Origin of the sequence: Roseiconus lacunae, assembly GCF_008312935.1 — a bacterium.
Taxonomy (GTDB): Bacteria; Planctomycetota; Planctomycetia; order Pirellulales; family Pirellulaceae; genus Stieleria; species Stieleria lacunae.
The window spans coordinates 25,446-52,224 of the sequence record NZ_VSZO01000016.1; the positions used below are offsets into that span (position 1 = coordinate 25,446).

General features: G+C 55.9%; 14 protein-coding genes. 10 read left to right on the forward strand and 4 right to left on the reverse strand.

Going from position 1 to position 26,779, the window contains the following annotated elements:
* Nucleotides 1–36: 36 nt before the first annotated feature.
* Nucleotides 37–1,986 carry a family 16 glycoside hydrolase gene (locus FYC48_RS20585; protein WP_149498684.1) on the forward strand — a complete coding sequence of 650 codons (1,950 nt, stop codon included), beginning with the start codon at nucleotides 37–39 and terminating at the stop codon, nucleotides 1,984–1,986.
* A gap of 252 nt (nucleotides 1,987–2,238) precedes the next feature.
* A complete protein-coding gene (locus tag FYC48_RS20590) occupies nucleotides 2,239–2,859 on the forward strand; it encodes a LuxR C-terminal-related transcriptional regulator (RefSeq protein ID WP_149498685.1) in 621 nt (206 codons plus the stop codon).
* Nucleotides 2,860–2,985: 126 nt separating this feature from the next.
* On the opposite strand, the gene FYC48_RS20595 is transcribed toward FYC48_RS20590, so the two are convergent.
* Nucleotides 2,986–5,931 carry a hypothetical protein gene (locus tag FYC48_RS20595; RefSeq protein WP_149498686.1) on the reverse strand — a complete coding sequence of 982 codons (2,946 nt, stop codon included), beginning with the start codon at nucleotides 5,929–5,931 and terminating at the stop codon, nucleotides 2,986–2,988.
* 877 nt (nucleotides 5,932–6,808) lie between these two features.
* On the opposite strand from FYC48_RS20595, the gene pilM reads away from it, so the two are divergent.
* From pilM to FYC48_RS20635, 8 genes are all read left to right on the forward strand, one after another.
* Nucleotides 6,809–9,229: a type IV pilus assembly protein PilM gene (gene pilM / locus FYC48_RS20600; RefSeq protein WP_200836659.1), complete on the forward strand. Its 2,421-nt coding sequence runs from the start codon at nucleotides 6,809–6,811 to the stop codon at nucleotides 9,227–9,229.
* 78 nt (nucleotides 9,230–9,307) lie between these two features.
* On the forward strand, nucleotides 9,308–11,146 hold the full coding sequence (locus FYC48_RS20605; RefSeq protein WP_149498687.1) for a hypothetical protein: 1,839 nt from the start codon (nucleotides 9,308–9,310) through the stop codon (nucleotides 11,144–11,146).
* An 87-nt stretch (nucleotides 11,147–11,233) separates the two neighbouring features.
* Complete coding sequence (locus FYC48_RS20610) at nucleotides 11,234–13,315, forward strand: hypothetical protein (RefSeq protein WP_149498688.1); 2,082 nt, start codon at nucleotides 11,234–11,236, stop codon at nucleotides 13,313–13,315.
* A 212-nt stretch (nucleotides 13,316–13,527) separates the two neighbouring features.
* Complete coding sequence (hemB, locus tag FYC48_RS20615; protein ID WP_149498689.1) at nucleotides 13,528–14,532, forward strand: porphobilinogen synthase; 1,005 nt, start codon at nucleotides 13,528–13,530, stop codon at nucleotides 14,530–14,532.
* Nucleotides 14,529–15,095, forward strand: a complete 567-nt coding sequence (locus FYC48_RS20620; protein WP_149498690.1) for an HD domain-containing protein — start codon at nucleotides 14,529–14,531, stop codon at nucleotides 15,093–15,095. Before hemB ends, FYC48_RS20620 begins: the two co-directional genes overlap by 4 nt.
* 393 nt (nucleotides 15,096–15,488) lie before the next feature.
* Nucleotides 15,489–20,690, forward strand: a complete 5,202-nt coding sequence (locus FYC48_RS20625; RefSeq protein ID WP_149498709.1) for a DUF1549 domain-containing protein — start codon at nucleotides 15,489–15,491, stop codon at nucleotides 20,688–20,690.
* 99 nt (nucleotides 20,691–20,789) lie between these two features.
* Nucleotides 20,790–22,259, forward strand: coding sequence for a DUF1501 domain-containing protein (locus tag FYC48_RS20630; protein ID WP_149498691.1), 1,470 nt, complete (start codon nucleotides 20,790–20,792; stop codon nucleotides 22,257–22,259).
* A 337-nt stretch (nucleotides 22,260–22,596) separates the two neighbouring features.
* On the forward strand, nucleotides 22,597–23,175 hold the full coding sequence (locus tag FYC48_RS20635; protein ID WP_200836660.1) for a peptidylprolyl isomerase: 579 nt from the start codon (nucleotides 22,597–22,599) through the stop codon (nucleotides 23,173–23,175).
* Nucleotides 23,176–23,405: 230 nt separating this feature from the next.
* On the opposite strand, the gene FYC48_RS20640 is transcribed toward FYC48_RS20635, so the two are convergent.
* The 3 genes from FYC48_RS20640 to hflX all read right to left on the reverse strand — a co-directional run bounded on the left by FYC48_RS20640 (nucleotide 23,406) and on the right by hflX (nucleotide 26,606).
* Entirely contained in the window at nucleotides 23,406–24,233 is an 828-nt protein-coding gene (locus FYC48_RS20640) for a phytanoyl-CoA dioxygenase family protein (protein WP_149498693.1), read from the reverse strand.
* Between the two features lie 208 nt (nucleotides 24,234–24,441).
* Nucleotides 24,442–25,230: an SDR family NAD(P)-dependent oxidoreductase gene (locus tag FYC48_RS20645; protein ID WP_149498694.1), complete on the reverse strand. Its 789-nt coding sequence runs from the start codon at nucleotides 25,228–25,230 to the stop codon at nucleotides 24,442–24,444.
* Nucleotides 25,227–26,606 (reverse strand): GTPase HflX, encoded by a 1,380-nt coding sequence (gene hflX / locus FYC48_RS20650; protein WP_149498695.1) that lies wholly within the window; start codon nucleotides 26,604–26,606, stop codon nucleotides 25,227–25,229. The genes FYC48_RS20645 and hflX overlap by 4 nt, the downstream gene beginning before the upstream one ends.
* Between the last annotated feature and the right edge of the window lie 173 nt (nucleotides 26,607–26,779).

Here is a 26,779-nt window from a genome sequence, read left to right on the forward strand (position 1 = left end):
ACTCCCACACTTCCTTTCTGCATCGGTGAGACAGGTATGCATTTGTTTTTATCGGCGGCCCAACGATCCTTGGCGTCGCTGTCATCCGTTCGGCGGGCGTTGCCGCTAGCCGTGTTAGCGTTCAGCACCGTTTCTTCCGGGACGGTCCTAGCCGACGACGTCAACGCGCTTAGCGAAGCCGAACAGCGAAGCGGTTGGAAACTGTTGTTTGACGGTGAATCGACCGACGCATGGCGAAACTATCAAAAGGATTCGATCAGCGATGGATGGAAAGTCCAGGACGGCGCACTGGTACGATCGGAAAAAGGCGCCGGCGACATCATCACCAAAGAAGAATTCGACGCGTTCGAACTGCTCGTCGACTACAAAATCAGCCCCGGCGGGAACAGTGGTGTCATGTTCCATGTCACCGAAGACAACCCGCGTCCTTGGCACAGCGGCCCCGAAATTCAAGTCCAAGACAACATCGACGGACACGATCCTCAGAAAGCTGGTTGGTTGTACCAGCTCTATCAACCGCAAGTTCCTTCTTGGTCCACCGAAAAATCCCCCGTCGACGCGTCGCGCCCGGCCGGACAGTGGAACCAGATCTATGTACGGATCGCGCCACAGGGTTGCGAAGTCTGCTTGAATGGCGTTCGCTATTACACCTTCAAAATTGGCGGCAAGGACTGGAAGAATCGCGTTGCGGCAAGCAAGTTCGCAAAATTTGATGGCTTTGGCAAAGCTGGCAAAGGACACATCTGCTTGCAGGACCACGGCAACTTGGTTTCCTACCGAAACATCAAAGTGCGTCGCCTCGCCGAAGACGGTTCGGTGCCGCAACCGATTGACGGACAATTGGGACTCAAAGGCGAACTCGCGTTCCCGAACCTGAAATGGGATCAATGGGAACCGGTCGATGACAACGGTCGAATTCGTCCGCTTCGTATCTTGGAACTGACCCCGTCACGCGACGGCACGAACCGTCTGTTCGCCGCGTCGCAGTATGGTGCGATTTGGACTTTCGAAAATAAATCCGACGTGACCAAGAGCCACCTCGTGCTCGACAAACGTGGTAAGGTTGCCGACTGGCAAAGCCCCGGTGGGAACGAAGAAGGCATGCTGGGATTGGCCCTGCATCCCGAATTCAAAGACAACCAGAAGTTCTACGTTTACTACACACACCCCACCGAAACAAAGTCCATCGTCAGTGAATTCACGATGAAGTCGGACGATCCGAATGTCGCCGATCCGGCATCCGAACGAATCCTGTTGGAACTCGACCAGCCCTATAAAAACCACAACGGTGGCAGCATCGAATTCGGCCCCGACGGCTACCTATACATCGGCCTGGGCGACGGAGGCGATCGCAACGACCCGAAAGCAAACGGACAAGACCGTTCGACGCTGCTCGGTTCGATCCTTCGGATCGACGTCGATGACACCACCGATGGCAAGCCATACGGAATTCCAACCGACAACCCCTTTGTCGGTAACGATGGTTTGCATGCCGAAACGTATGCCTATGGAATGCGAAACCCATGGCGAATCGCATTCGATCGTCAAACCGGTGACCTGTGGGTCGCCGACGTCGGCCAAGAGCTTTGGGAAGAAGTCAACTTGGTCACCAAAGGCGGCAACTACGGTTGGAGCAATCGTGAAGGCACGAACCCGTTCGGAAATCGCGATACCGTCGCAGGCACCAGCGCCCCGATCGATCCGGTTTGGCAGTACGATCACCGCATCGGTCGATCGATCACTGGGGGACGCGTTTACAACAGCTCACGCGTCGGTGAATTGAGCGGAAAGTACTTATACGCCGATTATGTCACCGGGAAAATCTGGGCGTTGACCTACGATCACGATTCGGGAAAAGCAACCGCGAACGAAGAAGTCGTACCGGATAGCATCCCCGTGCTTGCGTTCGGCGAAGACGAAAGCGGCGAGGTCTACTACATGACCAACAGCCCGCGTGGCGAGTGCATTTATCGGTTCGCCAAATAGGTTGCCGTAGGCCATCGGTAAGGTGGCACATACGTGTAAAAAAAGCCGGCGCGAAACACGCCGGAGTTTTTTCTACAAATTGATCTAGATTTTCTAAAGCCCAGTTCGCTAATGTCCCTATCAACCGTTAGGGGCACTGGCGGCACTGGGCAATTGCAGCCGGACGTCTCGTTATTTTCCTTTTTTTTGCGACTAGGTTTGCCATAAAAAATACTTAGACAATCGCGATATTTGTTTCGATCTGGGGCAGTAATGATCAAAGCAAGTCAGGAGACGGGTGCTACGCTCGGCATTCGTCCATTCGCTGTGGTACTTCAAAACGACCGTTTTAACATCGCTTCGCTTCCCGATGCGCTTCCTTTTGAATGTAAGGAAGTTGATTCGTGGGAGCAGGTTTTCCGCCGACTCAGTTCGTTTCGGCCGGGATGTTTGCTGGTCGACTTTGACCACGAACGCGAAGAGATGTTGAATCAAGTTCGCTATTTTGCGGATCACGGAATTCGATTCTCGATGGTAGGCGTTTCCGCCGATCAATCGAAGAAAACGTTGCAAATGGCCTTTCGTTGTGGCTTCACCGATCTGGTCAATCGACCGATCGAACGTCGCCAGTTGATCGAATCGGTCGAAGAAGCGTTTCGCTCCGATGGCAGGGGCGTGGATTCACTCTGTGAGATTCGCAGTTGCTTCGGCAAGCTTACGCCGAAAGAAAGAGAGATGTTGCCGGCGCTGCTAAAAGGCGTGCCTTCACGCAAGCTGGCCAGTCTTCATCATGTGACTTATCAAACCATCGATCGCCATCGCAAGCATGTGATCGAAAAAATGAAAGTCGACAACATGACCGAGCTGGCGATGAAACTATACCGGCAATACTAACGGCGTGATGACTATTGACGCGGACACGGCGCCGCTTGCCGGAGCCTCGGATCACACTTGCGGTTGATAGAAACCGCAAGATGCCCTTCGCTACCCGGATTTCAACAAGAAGCGCTACGCCTGTCATCAAGCGTCAAAGATCACGATCAAGTCGGCTGCTTCGTGCGACGTTAGACCTAACGTCACGACGCCGTCTTGGCAACGAACGGAATCAGGCAACTGGTCCAGCGAACGTTCGATGCCGGCTTCGTCGGCATGAAAGGCGGCTTGAGGAGACGTCGCAAACTGCAGTTTGACCTTCGCGTTCTTGGGACGCGATTGAACCAGCGTCATCCGGCAGGCGAGTCGACCATCTTGGCGACGGGCCGTTCGCATGTTTGTAACCTGAACGTCGGGAGATCCGGTGTGAACTAACCATGCCTGGTCAGTCTTCTTGTTGCCCGATGCGGCCAACGGAATCATGACCGGTGGGGCGATCAATCCACGTGCCGCAGCGATCGGTTGCGGACAATCGAAACCGTACGCCAAGCGAAACGTCAAGCGTTCTTCGCGGCTTCCCGCGAGGCCGATGACGGTGTCCAAGAAACGGTCGCCGACTTTGCGATGCAGCGGCAGTCCGTAGCCGCACACCAAGGTTTGCTTCTCGGCTTCGTCGATCAAGATTCCCAGTGGCGAAACGATCCGGCGGGAATTCGTGGTATGGATTTTGTCACGCACCAAAGCTCGCATGATCGAAGCTTCTCCGGCGACTGCGGTTCGCACGCTAAAACATCGCTTGAAGAATCCCTCCGCGTCTTCCGGCGGTAGCTTCGACGTCAATGTCCCTTCGAGTTCCAAGAAGCGACTCCCACGTTGCAACTTGTATCGAATCTCGAACGCCGCGATCGGCTTACCATCGTTTCGGCACAGGTCCCCACACGAGACGATGACGCCTTCGGCCGGATTCGACACCTCGGTTTTCAGTTCACGACAAATCATTTTGCCGCCGTCGGAATCCCCGGCCAGTGAATCACCGGCATTTAGTCGCATCGACATTCGATTGCCACGCGACGCGCTATAAACACCAGACACGCCGCCGCTATCTTCACTCAGCGTGACGGCCATGAATTCGTTGCGCAAGATCCCCGGCTCGGCGATTCCCTTTGATGTCCCTGTGATGCGTTTAAGCAGGCCACCACGTTTGATCGGTTTGCCGCCGTGCAGCCGAGTGAAACCGAGCGACGGCACGTCAACGGTTGCGACGCAGGGGTTCCCACTGGGCGACGACTTTGGATCGGCAGAAACGCCATAAACGAAGTCGGCATCATCCGGGGCCCCGTCCAACCTCACCTGGACCCGGGCGGCATTGCCGTGGGGATTAAAGCAAGCGACGTCTTTTGTCAGCGTATTTGGTTGATCTCCGGCGGCCGATTCACCGATCGCCGCGGCGATCGCGGTTTGCGCCGCGACGTGCGATTCACCCTCGGCAAGTGATGGCTTGATTAAATGGGCGACCGACCGCATCACCTGTCGCGACTCCTCGCCGATCGTCGCGGCGAAATGATCGGCCATTGCCGCCAGACGATCGTTCGGTGCGTCAGACGAAACGAGATCGGCGGTGATCGAATCGGCGGCTTCGGGGGAGACGGCGGCAAGGTGACCTGAATGGTAGGGCCGCTCCCCATCGGTGAAGTAGCGATCGATGGTCCAAAAACGGCCAAGTGCGAGACTCCAGGAAGCCGCTCGAACCAAGTCCCGGTGACTGTCGCAGACTCGGTCGGGCCAATGGACCAGCAACCCCGTCGCGACTTCACCGCCGTCGATCGCTTCCCCCAGATGGGCGCCGATCGAAAGGTAGGCCGCATCGCTGGAGGCATCGACCGGCTTGGCCGTCAGTGCTTCGATTTCAATGTTGCCGCTTTGAATCAGCAGTTTGGATTCCTCGCCCGATCCCGTGCCTCCGGTAAAGTCCATTGGAATTACGCCGCGATAACCGAGCGCGGCGAGCGACGGAACCAGATCGACCGGAGTGCTGCCGCTTAGCCGTGCGTACGCGGTCGGTGTTTGATTGGTCGCGGCACGGGCCAGTTCGGTGCCTTCTCGAAACGCCTCGATCGCTTCGGACATCGTCATCGCGTCCAAACAGTTTGATCGCACCGCGACACCCGTCGAGTCGCTGCCGATCGAATCATCACCGTGGGTGGTCCCGGATGCCGGCCCGCCCCCGGCCCAACCAATGGTCGGCGATGCGATCGCTTCGACAAAGGTTTGAAAGATAGTTGAGTCAGAATCGGATCGATTTTCCGCTACGATGGCCGCGGCGACGTTGCCGTCGATCAAGACATTGCGTGGTGTTCCCAGCACGCCGTCGGCCTCGTTGTCCTCTGTCGATTCGGATCGCAGCCGTTCGATCCAACCGGCTCCGATCGCATCACGGAGGACGGCTGGGGTTAACAGCGTGAGGTCCACCAAGTGGGGGTCGCTAGAGAAATAGTGATCGCGTTCCTCGCTGAGCGAATCATAGACGTCGTGCAGTGCCTCGGCGGCCGCATCGGCGTCGGATCGACAGAATGCTTTGGCGGCTTCGACAATCCGAGCTTGCAGGTGCAATTCGTCGAGGTTGCTGGTGTACCGCAATCGCCGCGTCATGATTTGAATTTGCAGCGACAGATAACCGGCGGCATAAAAATCGTCGACGGCAATGCTACGCGATTTGTGGCGAAGCGGCTGAAGGTTGACGGGCTCATCGCCGGCGACGAGTTCATCGATCGAAATTGCTTCCAGCATTTCTTGGCGACTGCCACCGGTGATCCATCGGCAACCAGGATTGACGTCACACTTGCGACGATAATCGGCAGGAACCATCGCAAGCGAAGGATCGGGAACGACGATCAACCGCGGGCCGTCAGGCGCCGGCGCCGCGTCGGCCCGATACCAAGTCGGCAATTGCTCGGTGCGGGCGAGCAACAACGGGTGCCACAGAACGGTCCAGCCGGCCAACAAACTGCGGGCGTCCGAGTCAGATCCGCCGGTTGGGAAATCGTCCAACGTTGCCGACGGCAGCAAAACGGAACACTCGTCAAATAGATCCATCGATGACCTTGCAGGTTGATGTTGAGTCGCTGGGTGGGTCTTCAAGCAGTTCAGGCTTCCGCCGAATGCGGTCGAGCTTCCGTCGAACGCAGCCGAGGGGGAAGACGTTAAGGCATCTTAAACGGCAATTAATTTGACGTTAGGCCTCAAATCCGGATAGACTACGTGGGTGAAACGGATGGGCAACCCCGCGCAAGACGCGCGGGCTGACATACGAGATCATTCCTTGTCTTTTTCGTCTTATTCCCTTCGCCTTTTTGTCAGGTTGCCATTGTCAAGTGCGTTGCCGGTCGCGTTGCCGGCTTCGGAATTGGACGGCTTTGGCAACGACGATTGTTCGGCACCATTGATCGAACCGACCGATTTTGACCCTGTGTTACTGAGATTTGCACCAATCAGCACATCCGGACCAGTTTTCACCCGGGAATTCACTGCCTCGGCACAGCTTATCGTGGAGTCGAGTGGAAAACGTGAGTAACCTGCGTTGTACGTATGAGAAAGCTGTACGTACGAGAAACTTGTACGCTGCTAAAAATTTGTAAGTTGCGAATATCTCTCCAGAGCTCCGATCGTGAAGCGTCCAGGCCAACGAGCATGGCCTTGCAGCGGGAAACGACGAGGCCAGCAGGGGATTCGCGATTGCGTTTTTTACGGAGCGACCGACCCGACGGCTTAGAAATCTGCCACAATTCCATGCGGCGGCGGCCAAGGGTTTTGCTTTTCGATCGTTATAGTCAGTGGCGGCCGGCTCAATGCGGCACGCGTTTGCTCAACGATCAAGAACCGCACATGTTCCCGCGGGGCGTCTGATCCAGGCGAACCGGGGGGCGTCACTAGTCGACGAATTTCGTCACCACTTTTCCTTGCATTCAGCACTATGGCAAAAAGTTCATCGGTTTGGGGAATCGAAATTGGCCAATCGGCTCTCAAAGCATTGCGCTGCTCGCTGGTAGACGGTGAAGTGGTTGCCGATGCGTTTGACCTGATCGAATACCCCAAAATCCTCAGTCAGCCCGAAGCGGATCCGGAAGAGCTGATTGCCGACGCGCTCAATCAGTTGATCGAGCGTAACGACGGCATGCGAGAGAAGATTTGCATGAGCGTGCCCGGGCAAAGCGGTTTGTCCAAGTTTTTCAAACCGCCGCCGGTCGAAGTCAAGAAGATTTCTGACCTGGTACGCTACGAAGCCCGGCAACAAATCCCGTTCGACTTGTCCGAAGTCGTCTGGGATTACCAGATGATGCCCGGCAGCATGGTCGAAGACGGATACGCGTTGGACTGCGAAGTCGGCCTGTTTGCGATGAAGCAGCAGCAGGCGAAGCGTCAGATGCAGCCTTTCAACGATGCGAATCTGGAAGTCGATGTTGTCCAGTTGTCGCCGATCGCGCTCTACAACATGGTCGCGTACGACCGAATGAATGAGCGACTCGAGGGCGAGGTTTTCAACGCCGACGATCCGCCGCAATCAAGTGTGTTGTTGTCGATCGGGACAGATAGCTCTGATTTAATCGTCACCAACGGGTTCCGAATTTGGCAGCGCAGTATGCCGATCGGCGGTAACCACTTCACCCGCCAATTGACCAAAGACCTGAAGATGACCTTCGCCAAGGCGGAGCACATCAAACGGAACGCACGTGAAGCGGTCGACCCCAAGCTGATCTTCCAGACGATGCGTCCGGTGTTCAATGACTTGGTTACCGAAGTCCAACGCTCGATCGGGTTCTTCCGCAGTATCGATCGCAAAGCCGAAATCGGCGAGTTGCTGGTAACCGGAAACACGGTGAAGATGCCCGGCTTGGCAGCCTATCTGGGCAAGAACCTTGGCTTCGAAGTCCACGTGCTCGACCGCTTCAATCGACTCAGCGGCGAAGATGTGCTTTCGATGCCGGCGTTCCGCGATAACGCGACCACGTTCTCGGTATGCTACGGACTGTGTCTGCAAGGATTGGGACTGTCGCAAGTCCACGCCAGTTTGGTGCCCCAGGAAATCATCACCGAGCGGATGATCCGGGCCAAGAAACCGTGGACCGTCGCGGCACTGGCTTGCTTGCTGTTTGGAATGTCGACCAACTTTTACTTTACCCAGCACAGCTGGCAGACCAGCCACGACGACATCTGGAAATCGTCCAGCCAAGCGGTCGCCAACATGGCCAGCTACGCCGATGACCATCGTGATCAGGACTCCAAGCTGGACAAAACGCTGACGTACCTAAACGCCGTCGGAAAAGAAATCGCCGGTGACGCAGAAAAACGCGTTCTGTGGATGGAACTGCTGCGTGGCGTGAATCAAATGATTCCGCGTGCAAAATACGAAGACGGCCAGTTGCCTTCGCCGAAAGAACTGCCCTACGAAGAACGAATCGATTTCCACATCACGTCATTCGAAACGAAGTATTACGACGAAGCCGCGCTGACCGCATGGTTCGAAAAACGAGAAGAACGCTTTGAGAAAGAGGACAAAGACTGGCGAGCGGCCATGAAAGTCCCCAAGACCGAAGAGGAAATTGCGGCCGGTGGCACGATCGAACCGCCGGTCGGACCGGCTTGGGTGATCGAACTGCAAGGCTATCACTATTTCAACGATGACACCAAAGTCGGTTTGGATGGCAACAACCACACCCGGCGGTACCTGACCACGGCGTTCCGAGATCCAAGCAAGTTGCCACAGGATGTCGCCAATCGAATCATTCGGTTGCCCAACCCCAACGATCCAAACGACATCAAGACGTACACGCCGGCAGAACTGGGCATCAGTCACCCGCTGGTTCTGAACATCGAGACGCCGTACGAAACGAAAATCCCGAACCCGGATTACGAACCCCCGATGGCGGGAACCACCGGCGCCGCGGCCGCGACCAATCCAGCGGCAGGCCAAGAACAGGATCCCGATGCGGAGCCACAGTTCTTTACGCCCCGCCGTTTGGACTTCGTCTTCCAGTTCGTTTGGACGCCAAAAACCTACAGCGAACGCGTCGAAGAAAAGGCACTCAAAGAAGCCGAAGCTGCCGAGTTGGCCGCGGCCAATGGCGAGGCCGTCGATCCCGCCACCACGGCAACGGATCCGACCGCAGGAAGTCCAGCCGCCGCAGATCCTAGCGGAACCGATCCGACTGGCGGTCAACCTGCTGGCACCGACCCGGCCGGAACGAACGCAGATGAACCCGGCACTGCGCCAGACGGCACTGCACCAAACGGCGCGGCCCCAGATGAAACGGCTCCAACCGCGGTTGATCCGGCTGCCGGCCAGCCCGTGACCGACGCAACCACCGGAGACGGACCGGTTGCCTCAACCCCCTAAGTCATTTGACCTCGACTCTTCCCGCTCTCGTCACCACGTTCGACTCGCGTCACACTTTTCAACCCAACTGATCGAATCATGGACCAAGTCAAAGAAGCCCTTGCCGTCGCGATGAAGTACGGCTTCTGGATCGGCAGTGCCGTTGTTTTGCTCGGCGGTGTGTCGGTTTGGTATCTCTCGACCAGCACACTCGATCAGGAGATCTCCAAACAGATCTCCAGTATCAACTCGGACTTCCAAAAGGTCACCAGCTACAGCGGCGAGATGCCATCCCAACCCAACGATCTGTCGCATCAATTGATGGAAGGCATGATCGAAGAGCGGAAGGGCGAGGTCATGCAAGCTTGGCAAAATGTCTTCGATGCACAGCGAGACATTCTGACTTGGCCCCCCGTGATGCAAAAAGAATTTCTGGACGAGTTTCAGTATGCCCGCGACGAAGAAACCGGCGAAGTCGATGAGTCGAAGTTGAAGTTGCCGTTCGAGCAATATGAAGAATTCGGCAACGAAGAACATGAGAACGTCAACCCTGAACTTCTGCGTCGTTACGAACGCTACATCGGTGAAGTGTTGCCCGAGATTGCCGCGATCGCAAAGGCCCAGTGGAAGGCGGACTTCAACAAGCGTCCGACCGGAGGGATGGGCGGCATGGGTGGTGATATGGGCTATGACGACATGATGGGCGGCATGGGCATGTCGATGGGAGCCGGTGGGCCACGCGTGAAAGTGAATATCTCTGGATCCACCGACGAACCCGTGGTGAAGTGGAGCATCGGAAGTCAGGAATCCATCCTAAAGGACATGTTTCCTTGGCGCGGTACCAAAGATAATCCGTCAGAGTTGGACGTTTATTATTCCCAGGAAAACCTTTGGATCCTCAAGCAGATGTTGCAAATCATCGCGAACGTCAATGGCGATGCGAAGCAAGCGTTCGAGGCAAAGATTCGTGAGATCAAGGCGATGGGGATCGGAAAGTCGGTCACCTTTGACGAAGGCACCATCTCCGATCCCGGCTCCCGTGCGATGAACATGGGAATGGGGATGGGCATGGACATGGGTTACGATGACATGGGCATGGGCGGTGATTACGACTCGATGGACCCGGGTAGCTCGATGGGACTTGGTAGCACCGTCGAAGCGACCGACCCCGGCGACGGTCGATACGTTAACACGGCATTCGAGCCAATCGATGCGGCCACGTTACGCAGCGCATTTTTGAGCAACGATCCCTCACAAGTCGCCATCGCAGTCGCGAAACGTGTTCCCGTGATGATGAAGTTGCAGATGGAACAGCAAAGTATTCCTGAATTGCTCGCCGCTTGTGGCAACGCGCCACTGATGGTCGACGTTCACCAAGTTCGCGTCATGCCCAAAGGCGCGTCCAGCGCCGCCGGTGGAATGGGCGGTATGGGCGGTGACATGGGCTATGACGACATGATGGGCGGAATGGAAATGGGAATGGGCATGGACATGGGAATGGGCGGCGGTGGTGGCGGTGGCATGGCAGGCGGCATCAACGCCGGCAAGGATGAAGAATTTGCGACCGATCTGGACGTCGAAATCTATGGCCTGATCTATTTCTGGAACCCACCGAGCACCGAAGCGTTGGGCGTCGAAAAAGTCCAAGACCAGGAAGAAGTGACGATCGATGCTTCTGCCGAAGTCATCGACGCGCTCCCCAATCCAAATGATTCTCCCGCCGAAGTGACCACACCGCCGGCAGGCTCGGGAACACCGGCAGGCACCCAACCTGGTCAGCCCGCAGCCACGCCTGAAAATGGCACGACTCCGGCGGCCCCAGCCGCGCCCGCGGGGAACACCCCTCCGACAGCAAACCCTGGGGACGCAACGCCACCGGCGGACGGTGGCACCACCGCTCCGGCCTCGCCAACGAACCCGGCCGCGGCTCAGCCCTAGCGGTTTCTTGCCCTCGGCGTTTTCGCCGGCTTTTCGATTCTTCTCCAATACACGTTTAAACTGTCGCACTCCCACGCGAGACAAGTTATGGATTCCGACAAACTAAAAGACTTTGCGCTTTACAACTTTGAAAAGTTGATCGTGCTGATCGTGGTCGCGATGTCCGGATTTTTGGTCTGGGTGGGCTACGGAAAAGAAGATATCCGGAAAACTCGCGATCCGGAAAACCTGACGACCCGCGCCAATCAAGTCCGTAACGAAGTCGACAATGATCACACCGAGCAAGTGCTCGATGGTCGCCGACCCGAGTTCGATATCGCTGAAGCCCAAAGCAAGTTTCTCAATGCCATCCCGGCATCGATGTACACGCCCGAACTCTGGGAACCTAGCAAAGTCGCCGCGAACAAAGTGCGACGGCAAGACCCCGAGCTGGGAAAACCTGAGGGCATCCGAGTTCAAGGCGTAATCGCATCAATGGCGTTTCGCTCGAAAGACGGCTTGTATGCACTGTCCGAGTTGGAACCAGCCGATCCGGTCGAAGTCGTCGAGCAAAAACCCAGATCACGACGCAGTCGCCGCCGCAACAATGGCATGGCCGACATGTACGGCATGGAAGACCAAGGCGGCATGGACATGGGTTACGAGATGGAAATGATGATGGAAATGGGCGGCGGTCCTTCGGGGATTGGAGCCGGTGCAGCGGCAAGCGGCCCGATTCGCAAACTTTCCCCTGACAAGAACCTAGGGACCAAAGCCGAAGCAACCCGGTCACTCGGTAGCGGCGAGGAACAACCGCCTGTTCCTGGCATCGGCCTGTTCATCGCCGGGTCGGCCGCGATTCCACACGCAGACCTGATCAAGTCGTATCAAGAGGCGCTTTCGTATTCGGCTGGCTACAACCCACGCACACGTGACTTGCCGCGATACCTGGCCTATCAGGTTCAACGTGCCGACGTCACCAACAAGTCCGTTGACGCGTTGACCGAAGAGGATTGGATCCTTCGTGACACCAACGAAAAAACGATCGTAAACGCCGCCAACTATTGGTCTGGATTCGCCCCCGAGGTCATCCCACGTGATTACTGGATTCCGGGTGTCACGATGTGGGTCCCACCGGTTTTGCTTGATCCCTACACCGATATTGCGACGCACCCGCTGATTCCGTTGAAGACCCAACGCGAATTGATGCAGGAAGAAATGGACCGTGAAGCCCAGAAGGCGAAAAACAGTGGTCCGGTCGACATGAGCAAGTTCCAAGTCGATATCGCCGGAGGTGCGACGCACAACATGGCCGGCGGTTACGGCGGCATGGACGACATGGGCTATGGCATGGACATGGGGATGGACATGGGCATGGGTGACGACATGGGGTACGGCGGCTACGGCGGAGGCTCCCGCGGTATGGAAGGTCAACCGGCCGAGGAGAATCCAGTCGATTACAAATTGCTACGCTTCTACGACTTCGCTTACCTGCGGGGCGCGAAACGAGATCCAAACATTCCGCGGCCCGGAAAAACCTATGTTTACCGCGTTCGCTTTGGGGTCAACGATCCCAACTTCCCTCAGAAACCTGAACTGCAACCGAAAGGCAAAACGCTCGCCCCCGACGCGTACCAACGCGTCGTATCGCTCGCCGCGGCTGCGGAACAGAACCAAAAACGCGAATTCACTCGCTGGAGCGATTGGAGCGACATTAGTGAACCCGTTTCGCTGCCCGCGAAATTTGATCGTTCCTATGTCGGACCGGTAAAATCTGAGAAGTCCAAGTATCTCAGGCTGGGCACCAGGATGATCGTTGCCGAGGGCGAATCGCCCACCGCCGACGTCGTCGCCAGCAGCTTTGATATTCGCCTGGGAACGTTCGTTCCGACAACGATGAAGGCGACCGAAGGAACCGTGCTTAGCAAGAAGGTCGAATCGGCCGATGTCGTCGACCCAATCACGTTAGAGGTCAAGAAGACCGGCGAGGCGATTATCGAATCGGCAACAACCATCGTCGACATCGAAGGCGGTGTTCCCCTCCCGGTCGCCGGCAAGGAAAACGAAGATCTGACCTCCCCCGGCATGATCTTGATGATCGACAGTAATGGCAAGTTGCAGGTAAGAGATTCGGTCGAAGAACAACGGATCTATCGCATCAAGTCGTTTGCAGAAGAGCGAGGTCTGTAACACGCCTAGTTCAACCGAACGCAGAAAGTTACGCTGGCCAGTGGTTCCGCAACCCTGGCCAGCGTTTTTTTATGCGCGAAGCAATCGTTGTCATAGTGACAATATTGAAGTTATGTTTGTCGATTTACTCAACATGCCACCAAGAGAGTCGCCCTCTGCTCGGCAAACGTAGCGATTGATTTGTGATTTGACATACTTGGAGTTTTTGGGTGATGACTGATTTTGTTCGCGGCCTTTTTCCTCGTACGCGCTTGCGGCGTCTTCGTCGATTCGATTGGTCTCGCCGTTTAGTCGCCGAATCGATGTTGTCGATCGACGATTTGATTTGGCCAATCTTTGTCCATCCGGGATCAGGAACTCAGCCGATCGATTCTCTTCCCGGTGTCGATCGTTTGGGAACGGATCGCGTCGTTGATGCGGCAAAGCGGGCGGTGGATTTGGGAATTCCGGCAATCGCGGTGTTTCCGGCCACGCCCCCCGAACTCAAAACCGCAGACGCCGCCGAAGCGATCAATCCCAACAACTTAGTTTGCCAAACCGTTCGAGCGATTAAACAGGCGGTCGGTGATTCGTTGGGGGTAATCTGCGATGTCGCACTCGATCCGTACTCGATTCACGGACATGACGGAATCGTTCGTGACGGTGACGTGGTCAACGACGAAACGGTCGACATGCTACGAAAGCAAACGATCATTCAAGCCGATGCAGGATGCGACGTCATCGCCCCGAGTGACATGATGGACGGCAGAATCGGCGCGATCCGCGATGCCCTTGAATCCGCCGGACACAACAACGTTCAAGTCATGTCGTATGCCGCCAAGTATGCGAGCGCCTTCTATGGCCCGTTTCGCGATGCCGTCGGTTCGAAAGGTAACTTGGGTGGTGCAAGCAAGAAGACGTACCAACAATCACCGGCCCAAGGCGACGAAGCCCTGCAAGAAGTCGCGCTCGACTTGGCCGAAGGCGCCGACACGGTGATGGTCAAACCGGGCATGCCCTACTTGGATATCGTCAGCCGAGTCAAAGCGACATTTAACGTCCCAACGTTTGTCTATCAGGTTAGCGGTGAATACGCGATGCTCTCGGCCGCCGGACAACTCGGCTGGCTTGATCGCAAGCAAGTCGCGTTAGAAAGTTTGCTGGGTTTTAAGCGTGCCGGGGCCGATGGAATCTTGACCTACTTCGCTCCCGAAGCTGCCGAATGGTTATCCGAATGAACCCAAACACCTTCCCTTCGCCGGCTACCGCCGAACTGCTTGCCGCAGTCAAATTCGCCGCGGAAAAACACGCCGATCAGCGTCGCAAAAATCAAGCGGGAACGCCCTACATCAATCATCCGATCGAAGTCGCAGAACATCTTGCCCAAGTCGGTAACGTAACCGACACGTCAATCTTGGTCGCGGCGATTTTGCATGACACGGTCGAGGATACCGATACCAGCGAAGCCGAGCTTTGTGAACGATTTGGCGATGAAGTGACAGGTTTCGTGATGGAGTGCACCGACGACAAATCGCTTCCAAAAGCGGAGCGGAAACGATTGCAAGTCGTGCACGCTCCCAACATGACTGCCGGAGCCAAACAAATTAAGCTGGCCGATAAAGCCTGCAACTTGCGTTCGTTGCTTATCGACCCTCCGTTGGCCTGGTCAACCGAACGGCAAGCCGAATACTTTCGCTGGGGTCAAGACGTCGTCGCCGGACTGCGAGGCGTGAATGCAGACCTCGATGCCGACTTTGAAATCATCATCGAAGCAGGCCAAAAAAAGTTTGGCGGGTCGTGAACCGAAAGCCTCGGCGGCGTCCGCTACCACCAACATCTGCATGGCGTTAGCCACGGTGAAGCCTCAGCGGCATCCGCCAGAGTGCCCGATACGGGCAGGCTTGAAAACAAAAGATTGACGGGGCGTAGGTCATTCAGTACTCTGAATGGTGTCGTCGACGGCATTAACTGTCGCTGGCGACTCCCGCCTGCCCCCTTGCTGGGCTACCTTCACGAGCGAGTCTAGAAATGACGTCGCTAATTGTGTCGGACTGGCGCTGGTCATCCAAGAACGTTCTGCGTTTGTTCAGATGCCGGCGACCTGATTGACTAAGGCTGTCAATGCGCAGGTTATACCGTCTGATCAGACACGGAACCGAGATGTTTGCGAACCCCGGTATCCAACGTGAAGACAATGTATCCCGCCGTCAGTGTTGTGGTTGCGCGCGCCCTGCCGCTGGCATCGCGATGTAAACAAGCAATCCCGCCCCTATTTTCTTGCTTGATCAACCCGCTCGTGTTGGCGACCCTGATCGGGCTGGTCTGTCACAACGCCGCGAACCTACCATCCGCCGGCGCGAACGAATCGACTCCCGATTCATCGACCGCAAAGGTCAGTTACGACAAACAGATCGAACCGATCCTTCGAAAGAACTGTTTCGGTTGCCATCAGGGCGCGAAGCAACTCGGCGATTACCGAATGACCGATTTCGAAAGCTTGCTCGCGGGCGGCGAATCCGAGCAAGCGGCAATCGTTCCCGGTAAGCCCGATAAAAGCTATCTCATCGAATTGGTAACGTCACACGACGGCGTCGCGGAAATGCCCAAGGCCCCTGCGAAGCCACTGCACGAAACCGAAGTCCAACTCATCGGTCGTTGGATCAAACAAGGTGCGATCGACGATCGCACCGATCATGGTCAACGTTTCGACAAAGACCACCTTCCGACTTATCAGGCGCAGCCATCGTTGACTTCGATCGACGTTTCCCCCGATGGAAAATTGATCGCCATCGGCGGCTATCACGAAACCTTTTTGCTTGACGCCGCCGATGGGACACTGCGTACTCGACTGGTCGGAATGAGTCCACGCATGAACTCCGTCAGTTTCTCGCAAGATGGAAGCCGATTGGCAGCCGTCGGCGGATCGCCTGGAGAACAAGGAGAAGTCCAAATTTGGGACACGAAGACTCATGAACTGTTACTGTCGAAAACGGTGACCTACGATGCGTTGTGTGGTGCCGCTTGGTCGCCGGACGGAACCAAGTTGGCCTTTGGTGCGGCCGACAACGTCGTCCGGGCGATCGACACTACGTCGGGCGAACAAGTATTGTTTCAAGGAGCCCACGAAGATTGGATTCGAGACTTGGCATTTTCACCCGATGGCAGTCATCTCGTTTCTGTCGCCCGTGACATGTCTTGCAAACTGACCGAAGTAGCAACGGAACGCTTTGTCGACAACGTGACTTCGATTACCCCCGGTGCTCTTTCCGGTGGACTAAACAGCATCGCGATGCACCCGAAGCGCAATGAGATCGTCGTCGGTGGTGCCGATGGAGTCGCGAAGGTCTATCGTATCTTTCGTGAGACCGCACGAAAGATCGGTGACGATGCGAACCTGATCCGAAAGCTGTCGAAATTGGACGGGCGTATTTTTGATGTCGACTTTAGCACCGACGGAAATCGAATCGCGGCCGTCGCGACGCTAAATGGCACATCCCAATTACGCGTCTGGGGATTCGACTTCGACACGAAACTGTCGGATGAACTGAAAAAGATCATTGCGAAGCGAATTAGCGATCGGTCAGCCGAAGAAAAGAAAAAGGTCGCCGAGTATCGCGAGCAAGAGACCAAAGAACTGACCACCGTTCAGCTCGGCGGTCAAGTCGCCTACTCGATCGCGTTCGGTCCCGACGACACCTTGTATGTCACGACGGACCAAGGATTAGTCCGTCGTGTCGCCGCAGATGGCAGCGAACTTGAACCGATTCGACTTCCGATCGATTTCGATTCGGGTGATGCTGAAGAACGCCGCTTCGACGCGATGGCGTTTCTGAAAACCATGCGTCAAACGGAACCTGAAAAACTTGATCTTGGCGGCATCGTTTCGATCGACGTCTACCCGACTACGATCGAATCCGACTCACCGTATGACTACACCCAGTTGGTCGTCACTGCAAAGAAAGCGAATGGCGAATTGATCGATGCGACCCGCGCGGTGACACTGGAGACAACGCAAGGGATTGTGACAACGAACAATGGATTGGTTTGGCCGACGCAGGACACTGACGCAAAGCTGACGGTGTCACTCGGCCAGCATCAGGTCGTCGTACCGATTAAGGCGTCGGGCATTTCAGGTTCAACGGAACAGGTCGCCGAACACGTCGACTTCGTCAAAGACGTCAACCCAGTGCTCAGTCGACTTGGCTGCAACCAGGGCACCTGCCACGGAGCCCAGAAAGGTAAGAACGGATTCAAACTCTCCCTCCGTGGCTATGACCCCATCTTCGATGTGCGAGCGTTGACCGATGACTTAGCTGCCCGACGAATCAACGCGTCGGCCCCCGAAGATTCTCTGATGCTGCGAAAACCCCTTGGATTGACTCCCCACGAAGGCGGCGTGCTGATGACCGCAGGCGATCCGTACCACTCCGTTCTTCGTCGCTGGATCGCAAACGGGTGTCAACTGAATGAACAATCGCCGCGTGTTATCAAACTGGAAATCTACCCGCTTAACCCGGTCGTTCAGTCGATCGGTAGCCAACAGCAGGTTCGCTTACTCGCCTACTACAGCGATGATACGACCCGTGATGTGACACGGGAAGCATTCGTCGAGAGCGGCAACACCGAGGTAGCGACTTCATCGGGCTCCGGGTTGCTCAAGGCGATCCGTCGCGGTGAAGCACCGATTTTGGCTCGCTTCGAAGGACGGTATGCGGCGACGACGATGACTGTCATGGGCGATCGTGAAGGTTATCAACCGTCCGATCATGAAACGTGGGGCCCGATCGATGAAAGGGTCGCCGAAAAATGGGATCGCGTCAAAGTGGTCCCGAGTGGCCTGTGCGATGACGCAACGTTTTTGCGGCGCGTCACCCTGGATTTAACTGGATTGCCACCGACCGCCGCAGAGGTTCGGGCATTCCTGAATGATACGACTCCGACACGCCAAAAACGCGCTCAGATCGTGGATCGGTTACTGAGCAGCGAAGCTTCGTTTGACTATTGGACGAACAAATGGGCTGATTTGCTTCAAGTGAATCGCAAGTTCCTTGGCGTCGAAGGAAGCCGCGCGTTTCGTGAATGGATCCGTAACGCGGTCGCCGAGAATCGACCCTACGATCAATTCGTTCGCGAGATCTTAACCGCGAAGGGATCCAATCGTGAAAACCCCGCAGCCAGCTACTTCAAGGTGCTTCGGAATCCAGAAGACACGATGGAGAACACGACGCACTTGTTCCTCGGCATTCGATTCAATTGCAACAAGTGCCACGATCACCCGTTTGAGCGTTGGACCCAAGACCAGTACTACGAAATGGCGGCGTACTTCGCCCGCGTCGATTTGCAAAAAGACCCCGAGTCTGGAAACAAGCGTATCGGTGGGACAGCCGTCGAAGGTGCCAAACCGTTGTACGAAAAGGTCGTCGATAAAAACGAAGGTGAGATCGTTCACGCCCGTACCGGCAAAGTTACCGCACCTGAGTTTCCTTACCAGGTCGACTGCCAAATACCAGACGATGCGACGCGGCGTGAACGCTTAGCCGCTTGGATGACCGATGCCGACAACCCCTACTTTGCGAAGTCATTTGTCAATCGTTTGTGGGGATACCTGCTTGGCAAAGGCTTGATCGAACCGATCGATGACATCCGCGCCGGTAACCCACCAACGAATCCCGCTCTGCTCGATTATTTGACCGAACGCTTTGTCGATTCAGGCTTCGACATACGTAGCACGCTACGCGAGATCTGTAATAGCAGAACGTATCAGTTGAACGTCGAAACGAATCCATTCAACGAAGACGACACGCTGAACTACGCCCGGGCGATTCCGCGACGACTGCCAGCCGAAGTGATCTACGATGCCGTGCACGCGTTGACCGGATCGACGACCGAAATCCCAGGAATGCCCAAGGGCACGCGGGCCGCCGCGATCACCGACGCCGGCGTGAAACTGGCCGACGGCTTCCTGCAAAACCTGGGGCGTCCGGTTCGCGAAAGTGCGTGCGAATGCGAACGGTCGAGCGACCTGCAACTCGGGCCGATCATGGCGTTGATCGGTGGACCGACGGTGGCTTCCGCGATCGCCGATCCACAAAACGAACTGGAACGCATCGTCGCGGACAATCAAGACGACCGTGATCTGGCCAACGAGATATTCTTACGTTCGATCGGGCGTGAACCCACCGAGGCTGAGTATGCGGCGTTCGAGCAAGTGAAGCAACAAATCCAACTTGACCACGAAGCATTGACGCAGCAGCTTGCGCAAGCCGAAGCTCAATGGTCCGAACAAAAGGCTGAGCTCGAGTCGCTTCGAATGCAAAAGTTGGACGAAGCGAAAGCACAGCTCGCCGCACGTATTGAAGCCGCAAAGCCCGAACAAGACCGATTGGCCAAAGAGCGAGAACAACGGATCGCCGAAGCCGAAAAGAAACTCGAAACGGCCAACGGAAAACTGGACGCCAAAGCGGACGAGTTCGTCAAACAACACCGTGACGGAATCGACTGGCATCCGTTGCTGGCCAACAAAGCGACTTCCACAAATAAAGCCAAATTCGCGATCGGTCCCGACCGCGTGATCACCGCCAGCGAAAACTCCGACAAGGGAACGTACACGTTGGAGTTCCCCACGTCGCTCAAGCACATCACCGGACTGCGGCTCGAAGCGATTTCAGATCCGTCGTTGCCTGCCGGCGGTCCTGGATTGCCGCCAAATGGAAATTTTGTCATCACGGAAATTGAAGTTAAGTCGGCTTCGCAAGATCAACCCGGTGAGTTGAAACCAGTCGCCATCGCCAGCGGACACGCGTCATTCTTACAAGGCGGGTTTACCATTGAAGCCACCTTCGACGGAAACCCCCGTGATCAGCGTGGATGGGCGATCGCCGGGGCCACCGGAATGGATCAATGGGCAACGTTGAAGTTCAAACAACCAATCGAGAACCCGTCTGGGGCACTGCTGCAAATTCAATTGCATCAATACCACAACGCCAAAGATCACCGTTTGGGCAAATTTCGCATCAGTGCGACGACCGTCGATGGTGACATCCCGCTGGATCTCTCTGACCGACTGAAAGCGATCGCACTGACCCCCAAAGCGAATCGTAGCGACGAATCTAAAAAAACACTTGTTGACTTCGTCGGTAAAAATGATGCCGAAAGAAAACAAGCCATCGAAGCTGTCGCCGCAGCCAAAAAAGCGGTTCCACGCGACGCCGAAACCGTCCGCCTGGAAAAGCTCCGCGATCGACTTTCCAAACCCACTCCCGACGATCCCAGTTTGGTTCGCTTGCGAGAGGACGCGAAGTTCAGCGAGCAACAAATTGAAAAGATCCGTTTGACAGCCGCCGAGGATCTGACCTGGGCGCTCATCAATAGCCCCGCATTTTTATTCAATCACTGATTTGTTCAACGATCGCGTCGTGACTGTTGCGAAGACGGTCACGACATGACCCACTGTCACCACCGCCGCCGAATCGATTTCCTATCCGGAGAATCTGTCATGCTTTCTTTCAAGGGTTTCCCAGCGAAAGATCTTTGCGACAACCACCTACGCGAGACTCGCCGCACATTCCTACGTGTCGGCGGATGTTCGATGCTGGGTTTGTCCCTGCCGTCATTGATTCAACTCGAAAACGCTTCTGCGAGCGAACTAGTCGGCGGCGGTCCGGGATGGGGTAAGGCGAAAAGCATCATCATGGTCTACCTGCAAGGCGGCCCTAGTCATCTCGATTTGTGGGACCCCAAAGAAAATGTTCCCGATAACGTCAAGAGTCAATTCAAACCGATCAGCACCAAGTTGCCAGGTATCAAGTTCACAGAGAACTTGCCGCGTCTGTCGCAGTTGAACGATCGGTTCACTATGATTCGATCGATGTCCTACACGCCGAACGGTTTGTTTAATCACACCGCGGCGATCTATCAGATGATGACGGGTTACACGACCGACAAGGTCAGCCCTTCGGGTCAACTGGAACCGCCGTCGCCGAAAGATTTCCCGAACTTCGGAAGCAACATCATCAAGATGCAACCGGTCGAAGAACCGATGTTGCCATTCGTGATGCTGCCTCGACCGCTGCAGGAATCAAACGTGGTCGGTAAAGGCGGGACCGCAGGATTTCTAGGGAAGTCGTTCGATCCATACACGCTTTATCCCGACGGGGATGACATGGATATGGATAAGATGAGCCGCATCAAAATTGATGACCTGAAGCTTCGCCCCGAGGTATTCAGCGTCCGATTGAAACGGCGCGCCCAGTTACGTGGCCTGCTGAATTCACAGATGCCACACATCAACAAAGCCGTCGAAGACCTAGAACTAGACGAATACTATGATCGAGCGTTGTCGCTGATCGTTTCCGGCCGAGCTCGCGAAGCATTCGATCTGGGTGCCGAATCCGAAAAACTGCGCGATGAATACGGTCGCAACACCTTCGGTCAAAGCTGCTTGCTGGCACGGCGTTTGGTCGAAGCAGGGACACGTGTGGTCGAGGTGATTTGGCCGAAAGTTGCAAACAGTGACAACCATTCGTGGGATCACCATTCCGGCCTAAGCAAGCGCATGAAAGATCAGTCGGCGCCGATGCTTGACGCCGGACTGAGCACTCTGATCCGTGACCTCGATGAACGTGGAATGTTGGAAGACACGCTCGTGGTCGCCGTCGGCGAGTTCGGCCGCAGCCCGCAACGTGGTGTCAGCACGAGCGGCAACAACAACTCCGATGATGGCCGCGATCACTGGCCGTACTGCTACACCGCCGTTATGGCGGGGGCTGGCACCCGTCGCGGCTACGTGCACGGTAAAAGCGACAAAACGGCTTCGGCCCCACTCGAAGATCCCGTTCACCCATCCGAAATGCTGGCGTCAATCTACCACTCGTTCGGTATCCACCCCGAAACCATCGTGTACAACCACCTCAATCAACCGCGTGAATTAGTCAAAGCCCAAGCGTTGACGTCGCTGTTCAGTTAGAAACGGATGTACGTCCTGGTCAGCCGACGAGGTAAGCTGCGGGGCCTGTTCTCGGTTCCGCCATTGCCCGGCATCGCGGCGTCCTCTTTCCAACCCGCCTACAGGGTGCCTCCTGGCGAATTCCCTGGCTAACGAGATGGAATTGAAACCCAAGGCTGGTCTAGCCATGACGACGGGATAGGAGATAATACGATTAAATGAAAAACAGCGTCGACGCTGACCCGGATCAGGACCGGTGGTCGGTAAGGCGCGATCGTTGTAGACTCCCTGCCCGACGGACAATTTCTCCATGCGAATTACCCTGGCCCTGATCGTGGCACTGTCCACGACCTTCACTATGAGCAACGACACTTCTTTGAAGAATCCTGGCGAAGCAAACGTAACCGATACGGTTTACTTTGACATCGAAATCAACGGCGAACCCGCTGGCCGAATCGTCATGGGCTTGTTTGGTGACGACGTTCCAAAAACCGCCGAGAACTTCCGGGCCCTGTGCACCGGCGAGAAAGGCGTCGGTAAATCGGGACGCCCCTTGCACTACAAGGGAAGTAAATTCCACCGCGTGATCCCCAAGTTCATGCTGCAAGGCGGCGACTTCACCGCCGGCAACGGAACGGGTGGTGAAAGCATCTACGGCGAAAAATTCGCCGACGAAAAATTCTCCTTCGGGCACGACCGTCCCGGTTTGTTGAGCATGGCCAACGCCGGTCCAAACACCAACGGCTCACAATTCTTCATCACCACCGTTGAAACCCCTTGGTTGAACGGCAAACACGTGATTTTTGGTCGCGTGATCGATGGGATGGAAGTCGTCAAGCGAATCGAATCGCTTGGATCGTCGCCCACCGGTGCCGTCCGTTTGCCAATCGAAATCGCCGACTGTGGCGAGTTGAAAGAAAAGAAAGAGAAAGAGTAGCCCGCGACGTAGTTGCCGCGACCGACAACATCAGCCGAATGGCGTTACCGACGGTTAGCCGAATGGCGTTAGCCACGATTAGGTGCCCCCAACCGGTACCGATGGCCGGTCACCGAAAGCCTTGGCGGCGGACGCTACCAATACTTTGATCGGCCACGCCAGCGACGAACAAGTATCCCGATGGTTGAACGGTATCGTTCCCATCGGGATATTTTCATTTCAACAGAATGCTACTGCGTAGCAGGACGTGGTTGATCGGACCAGTGGCCGCTCGGATCGGCCCCACGAACATGGACACCTTTTTCGTTCCAGCCCAAGTCCGCATGAACGTCGGCGCTGCAGTACCGCAACGTGAGCCCACACCGACGTCGGTCTGAATGATTTGCTTCGCTACCATGAAGCAATAAGTCGGCATGGATCGATGCTTGTCCCGCTTTCAGTGGATCGTCGACTTCGGTTCCGAATTGCTGCGGGTTTTCGATTGTCTGGTTCAGTACGTTGTGTTCTGCCGAATCACTCGGTCGGTAGGTCATGTGCCCCTTGGTATGAGAACCGGCAATAAACTTCATGCAGCCGTTTTCCAGGTCCGCGTCGTCGATCGCCAACCATACCGTCACCGCCTTGCTGGGTGACAATGGCCAATAGCTCGCGTCCTGATGCCAAGCAACGGCTTTTCCATCGCCGGGCATTTTGCAGAAAAAGTGTGAGCCCCAGCCGATCACGTTGTCGCCGAGCAGATCAGCGACCGGGTCGACGATCCGGTGGTCGGTCAAAATATCGTGCACCGGACCATACTTCAGGTGCGCCGAACTGATCGAGTAACTGTTCCCTCCGCCGGAAACGACGCGTGCGAGCAAATCGTCAAAGTAGGCACGAATCTCACTGATCTCGTTCTCATCGAAGATGTTCAGCGGTCGTACATAGCCCTCCTCGTTGAACTGTTGCACCTGCTGTGTGGTAAGAATTTTGGGCGAGGTGTTGGTCGAAGGATGAAACGAAAGGTCGCGTTCCATCGCATTCAATTCATCTTCGGTCGGGACGATTTGAAAATCTTTCATTGAACGTGGAAGTCGGGGGGGAAGGAACAGGAATGATGATCGTTGAGACAGCGGGTGCTTCACCAAAATCTAAATTTAACATCAGCCCAATGGCGTTGGCCACCGTTAAGTGCAGCCTACGGGACAAACGTCCAACCGCCAATCACCGAAAGCCTCGGCGGCGACCGCTAGTCGCCGATCTCTTTTATCGTTCGATTGACTCCTACTACTACTGCTCACGCTTCCTAAGCACCCGCGCCATCAGTGGTGGACACAGCCGATCCGCGTAGACCAGCAGTTTACCGCCGACACTCAAGATCACTTCACTACGCCGCCTTTCGATCGCCTTGATCGCAGCCCGAGCCACGCGTTGTGGCGGCCAACTTCCCAGACTCTTACTGACCGCGTCCCCGGAATCGACGAGAACATCGAAGAACTCACTACGCGTCGTGCTAGGGCTGACCAACGTGACCCCGATCGATTGATCGGCCAATTCGGCACGCAACGAATCGGACCATCCATGCAGCGCAAACTTGCTCGCGCAGTACTCGCTTTTGTCAGGAACCGCACAGTGCCCTAAGACGCTGCTGACATTACAGATCACCGCGTCACTGCTTCGGCGCAACATCGGCAGGAGGGAACGCGTCAGTTCGGCGACGGCGAAAAAATTAACCTCCATCACTCCCCTCAGCCGTTCCGGCGAAGCCGATTCAAAGGGGCCAATCGCACCGACTCCGGCATTGTTGACCAACAGATCTAAACTTCGACCGTGACTCCCGACCGTGTCGACAATTCTCTGTCGCGTCGACTCGGATGTGATATCACCGACGACCGGGGTGAATCGATCACTGTAAGATTCCGCCAGCTCGTCCAATCGTTGCTGGCGACGCGCGACGGCGATCACATGACAGTCACGACTCACGAGCTGCATTGCAATCGATTGCCCGATTCCGCTGCTGGCCCCCGTCACAACTGCCAGTTTTCCTGTCGGATCCCACCGACGGCCGAATCCGATCATGCAACATCAGACGCCGAGGGTGGGCTGACTTCATCAGCCACGTCGATCGGTGCGACGGATGATTCATCGATCGTTTGCTCACGCGAAGCTCGGCGATCATTGACCTCGCGATACGAGATCGCTGCTTGGCGTACCGGTCCGAGTGCCGAAACGGGCAACCGGACGCGTAACCGCACGACTTCGGATTCAAAGGTCTGCGAAGCGATTTCGCCCTTCGCCGCCAAGAACGCCAGCAACTTTCCATTCCCAGGGTGAACTTCAACGTCCAGGTCGATGAATTCGCGCCCCAATGCGTCTCCAACCGCTTCGATCAGCGACTCAAAGCCTTTTCCATCCGCGGCACTGACAGGAACCGCGTTCGGATAGCGATCGAGCACTCGGTTCAACATCGCCGGTGACTCGATCGCATCAATCTTATTGAGCACCAGAAGCGTGTCCTTCTCTTCGATCTCAAGTTCGCTAAGCACTTTGTAAACGGCGCTGATTTGCGCGAACACGTCTGGGTTACTGGCGTCGGCGACGTGTAACAACAAGTCGGCTTGCCGGGTTTCTTCAAGCGTCGATCGAAAACTTGCCACCAACGAGTGCGGAAGGTCACGGATGAATCCTACCGTATCGCTCAGCAGCACAGTTCCCCATTGAGGAAGATGCCAACGGCGCGTCCTTGTGTCCAACGTCGCAAACAGCTTGTCTTCGGCCAGCACTTCCGCCTCAGTTAGCGCATTCATCAATGTGCTTTTGCCGGCGTTGGTATAGCCCACCAACGATACCGTTGGGGCGTCACGACGCGAAGCAACTTGCCGTTGCCGCCGCGATTCAACCTTGCTCAGTTCTTGCTTCAGATCGTGGATACGTTTCTGAGCCAAACGACGGTCAACTTCAAGTTGCTTCTCACCCGGACCACGCATCCCAACCCCCATCGCTTGTCGCGAGAGGTGGGTCCACATTCGTTTCAATCGTGGTAACGAGTATTCGAGTTGAGCCAACTCGACGGCCAAACGCGATTCGTGAGTTCGCGCCCCGGCGGCAAAGATATCCAGAATCAACTCCGTGCGATCGATCACATTGACACCGATCGCTTTCTCCAGGTTACGAGTCTGCCCCGGATTCAATTCGTTGTCAAAAATAACAACGTCAGCCTTGGTCTTTTCGACCATCTCACGCAGCTCGTCAACCTTGCCGCGTCCGAGGTACGTTCCGTGATCGATAGTGGAACGTCGTTGAATCAGCTCGCCAACGACCTGGGTTCCGGCGGTCGTGGCTAAACCGTGCAGCTCTTCCAGCGGATCGTCGGAAACGCTGTTCTCTGGCAGGATTAATCGAGCCAAAACGCTGCGTTCAGGGGTGTCATCAATGACAGTGTGTTGTTCGCGCACTTAAAAAAGGGGCCTCAAAGATGCATCGGGAATGGAAACGAACGAGGATGCGGTCCACCAGATTATAACCAATCATGACTGGCAGATCGAAACACCAATGTTCCGATGTAGCACGTCGTGGACCGATCTTACCAATGCATGCTCAAATCACGTCACGTTCTCCGGCTGGACTC

Bases quoted from the DNA above. Each gene is read 5' to 3' on its own strand.
- FYC48_RS20585 (WP_149498684.1), top strand. From the start codon at position 37: ATGCATTTGTTTTTATCGGCGGCCCAACGATCCTTGGCGTCGCTGTCA.
- FYC48_RS20590 (WP_149498685.1), top strand. From the start codon at position 2,239: ATGATCAAAGCAAGTCAGGAGACGGGTGCTACGCTCGGCATTCGTCCA.
- FYC48_RS20595 (WP_149498686.1), bottom strand. From the start codon at position 5,931: ATGGATCTATTTGACGAGTGTTCCGTTTTGCTGCCGTCGGCAACGTTG.
- pilM (WP_200836659.1), top strand. From the start codon at position 6,809: ATGGCAAAAAGTTCATCGGTTTGGGGAATCGAAATTGGCCAATCGGCT.
- FYC48_RS20605 (WP_149498687.1), top strand. From the start codon at position 9,308: ATGGACCAAGTCAAAGAAGCCCTTGCCGTCGCGATGAAGTACGGCTTC.
- FYC48_RS20610 (WP_149498688.1), top strand. From the start codon at position 11,234: ATGGATTCCGACAAACTAAAAGACTTTGCGCTTTACAACTTTGAAAAG.
- hemB (WP_149498689.1), top strand. From the start codon at position 13,528: ATGACTGATTTTGTTCGCGGCCTTTTTCCTCGTACGCGCTTGCGGCGT.
- FYC48_RS20620 (WP_149498690.1), top strand. From the start codon at position 14,529: ATGAACCCAAACACCTTCCCTTCGCCGGCTACCGCCGAACTGCTTGCC.
- FYC48_RS20625 (WP_149498709.1), top strand. From the start codon at position 15,489: ATGTATCCCGCCGTCAGTGTTGTGGTTGCGCGCGCCCTGCCGCTGGCA.
- FYC48_RS20630 (WP_149498691.1), top strand. From the start codon at position 20,790: ATGCTTTCTTTCAAGGGTTTCCCAGCGAAAGATCTTTGCGACAACCAC.
- FYC48_RS20635 (WP_200836660.1), top strand. From the start codon at position 22,597: ATGAGCAACGACACTTCTTTGAAGAATCCTGGCGAAGCAAACGTAACC.
- FYC48_RS20640 (WP_149498693.1), bottom strand. From the start codon at position 24,233: ATGAAAGATTTTCAAATCGTCCCGACCGAAGATGAATTGAATGCGATG.
- FYC48_RS20645 (WP_149498694.1), bottom strand. From the start codon at position 25,230: ATGATCGGATTCGGCCGTCGGTGGGATCCGACAGGAAAACTGGCAGTT.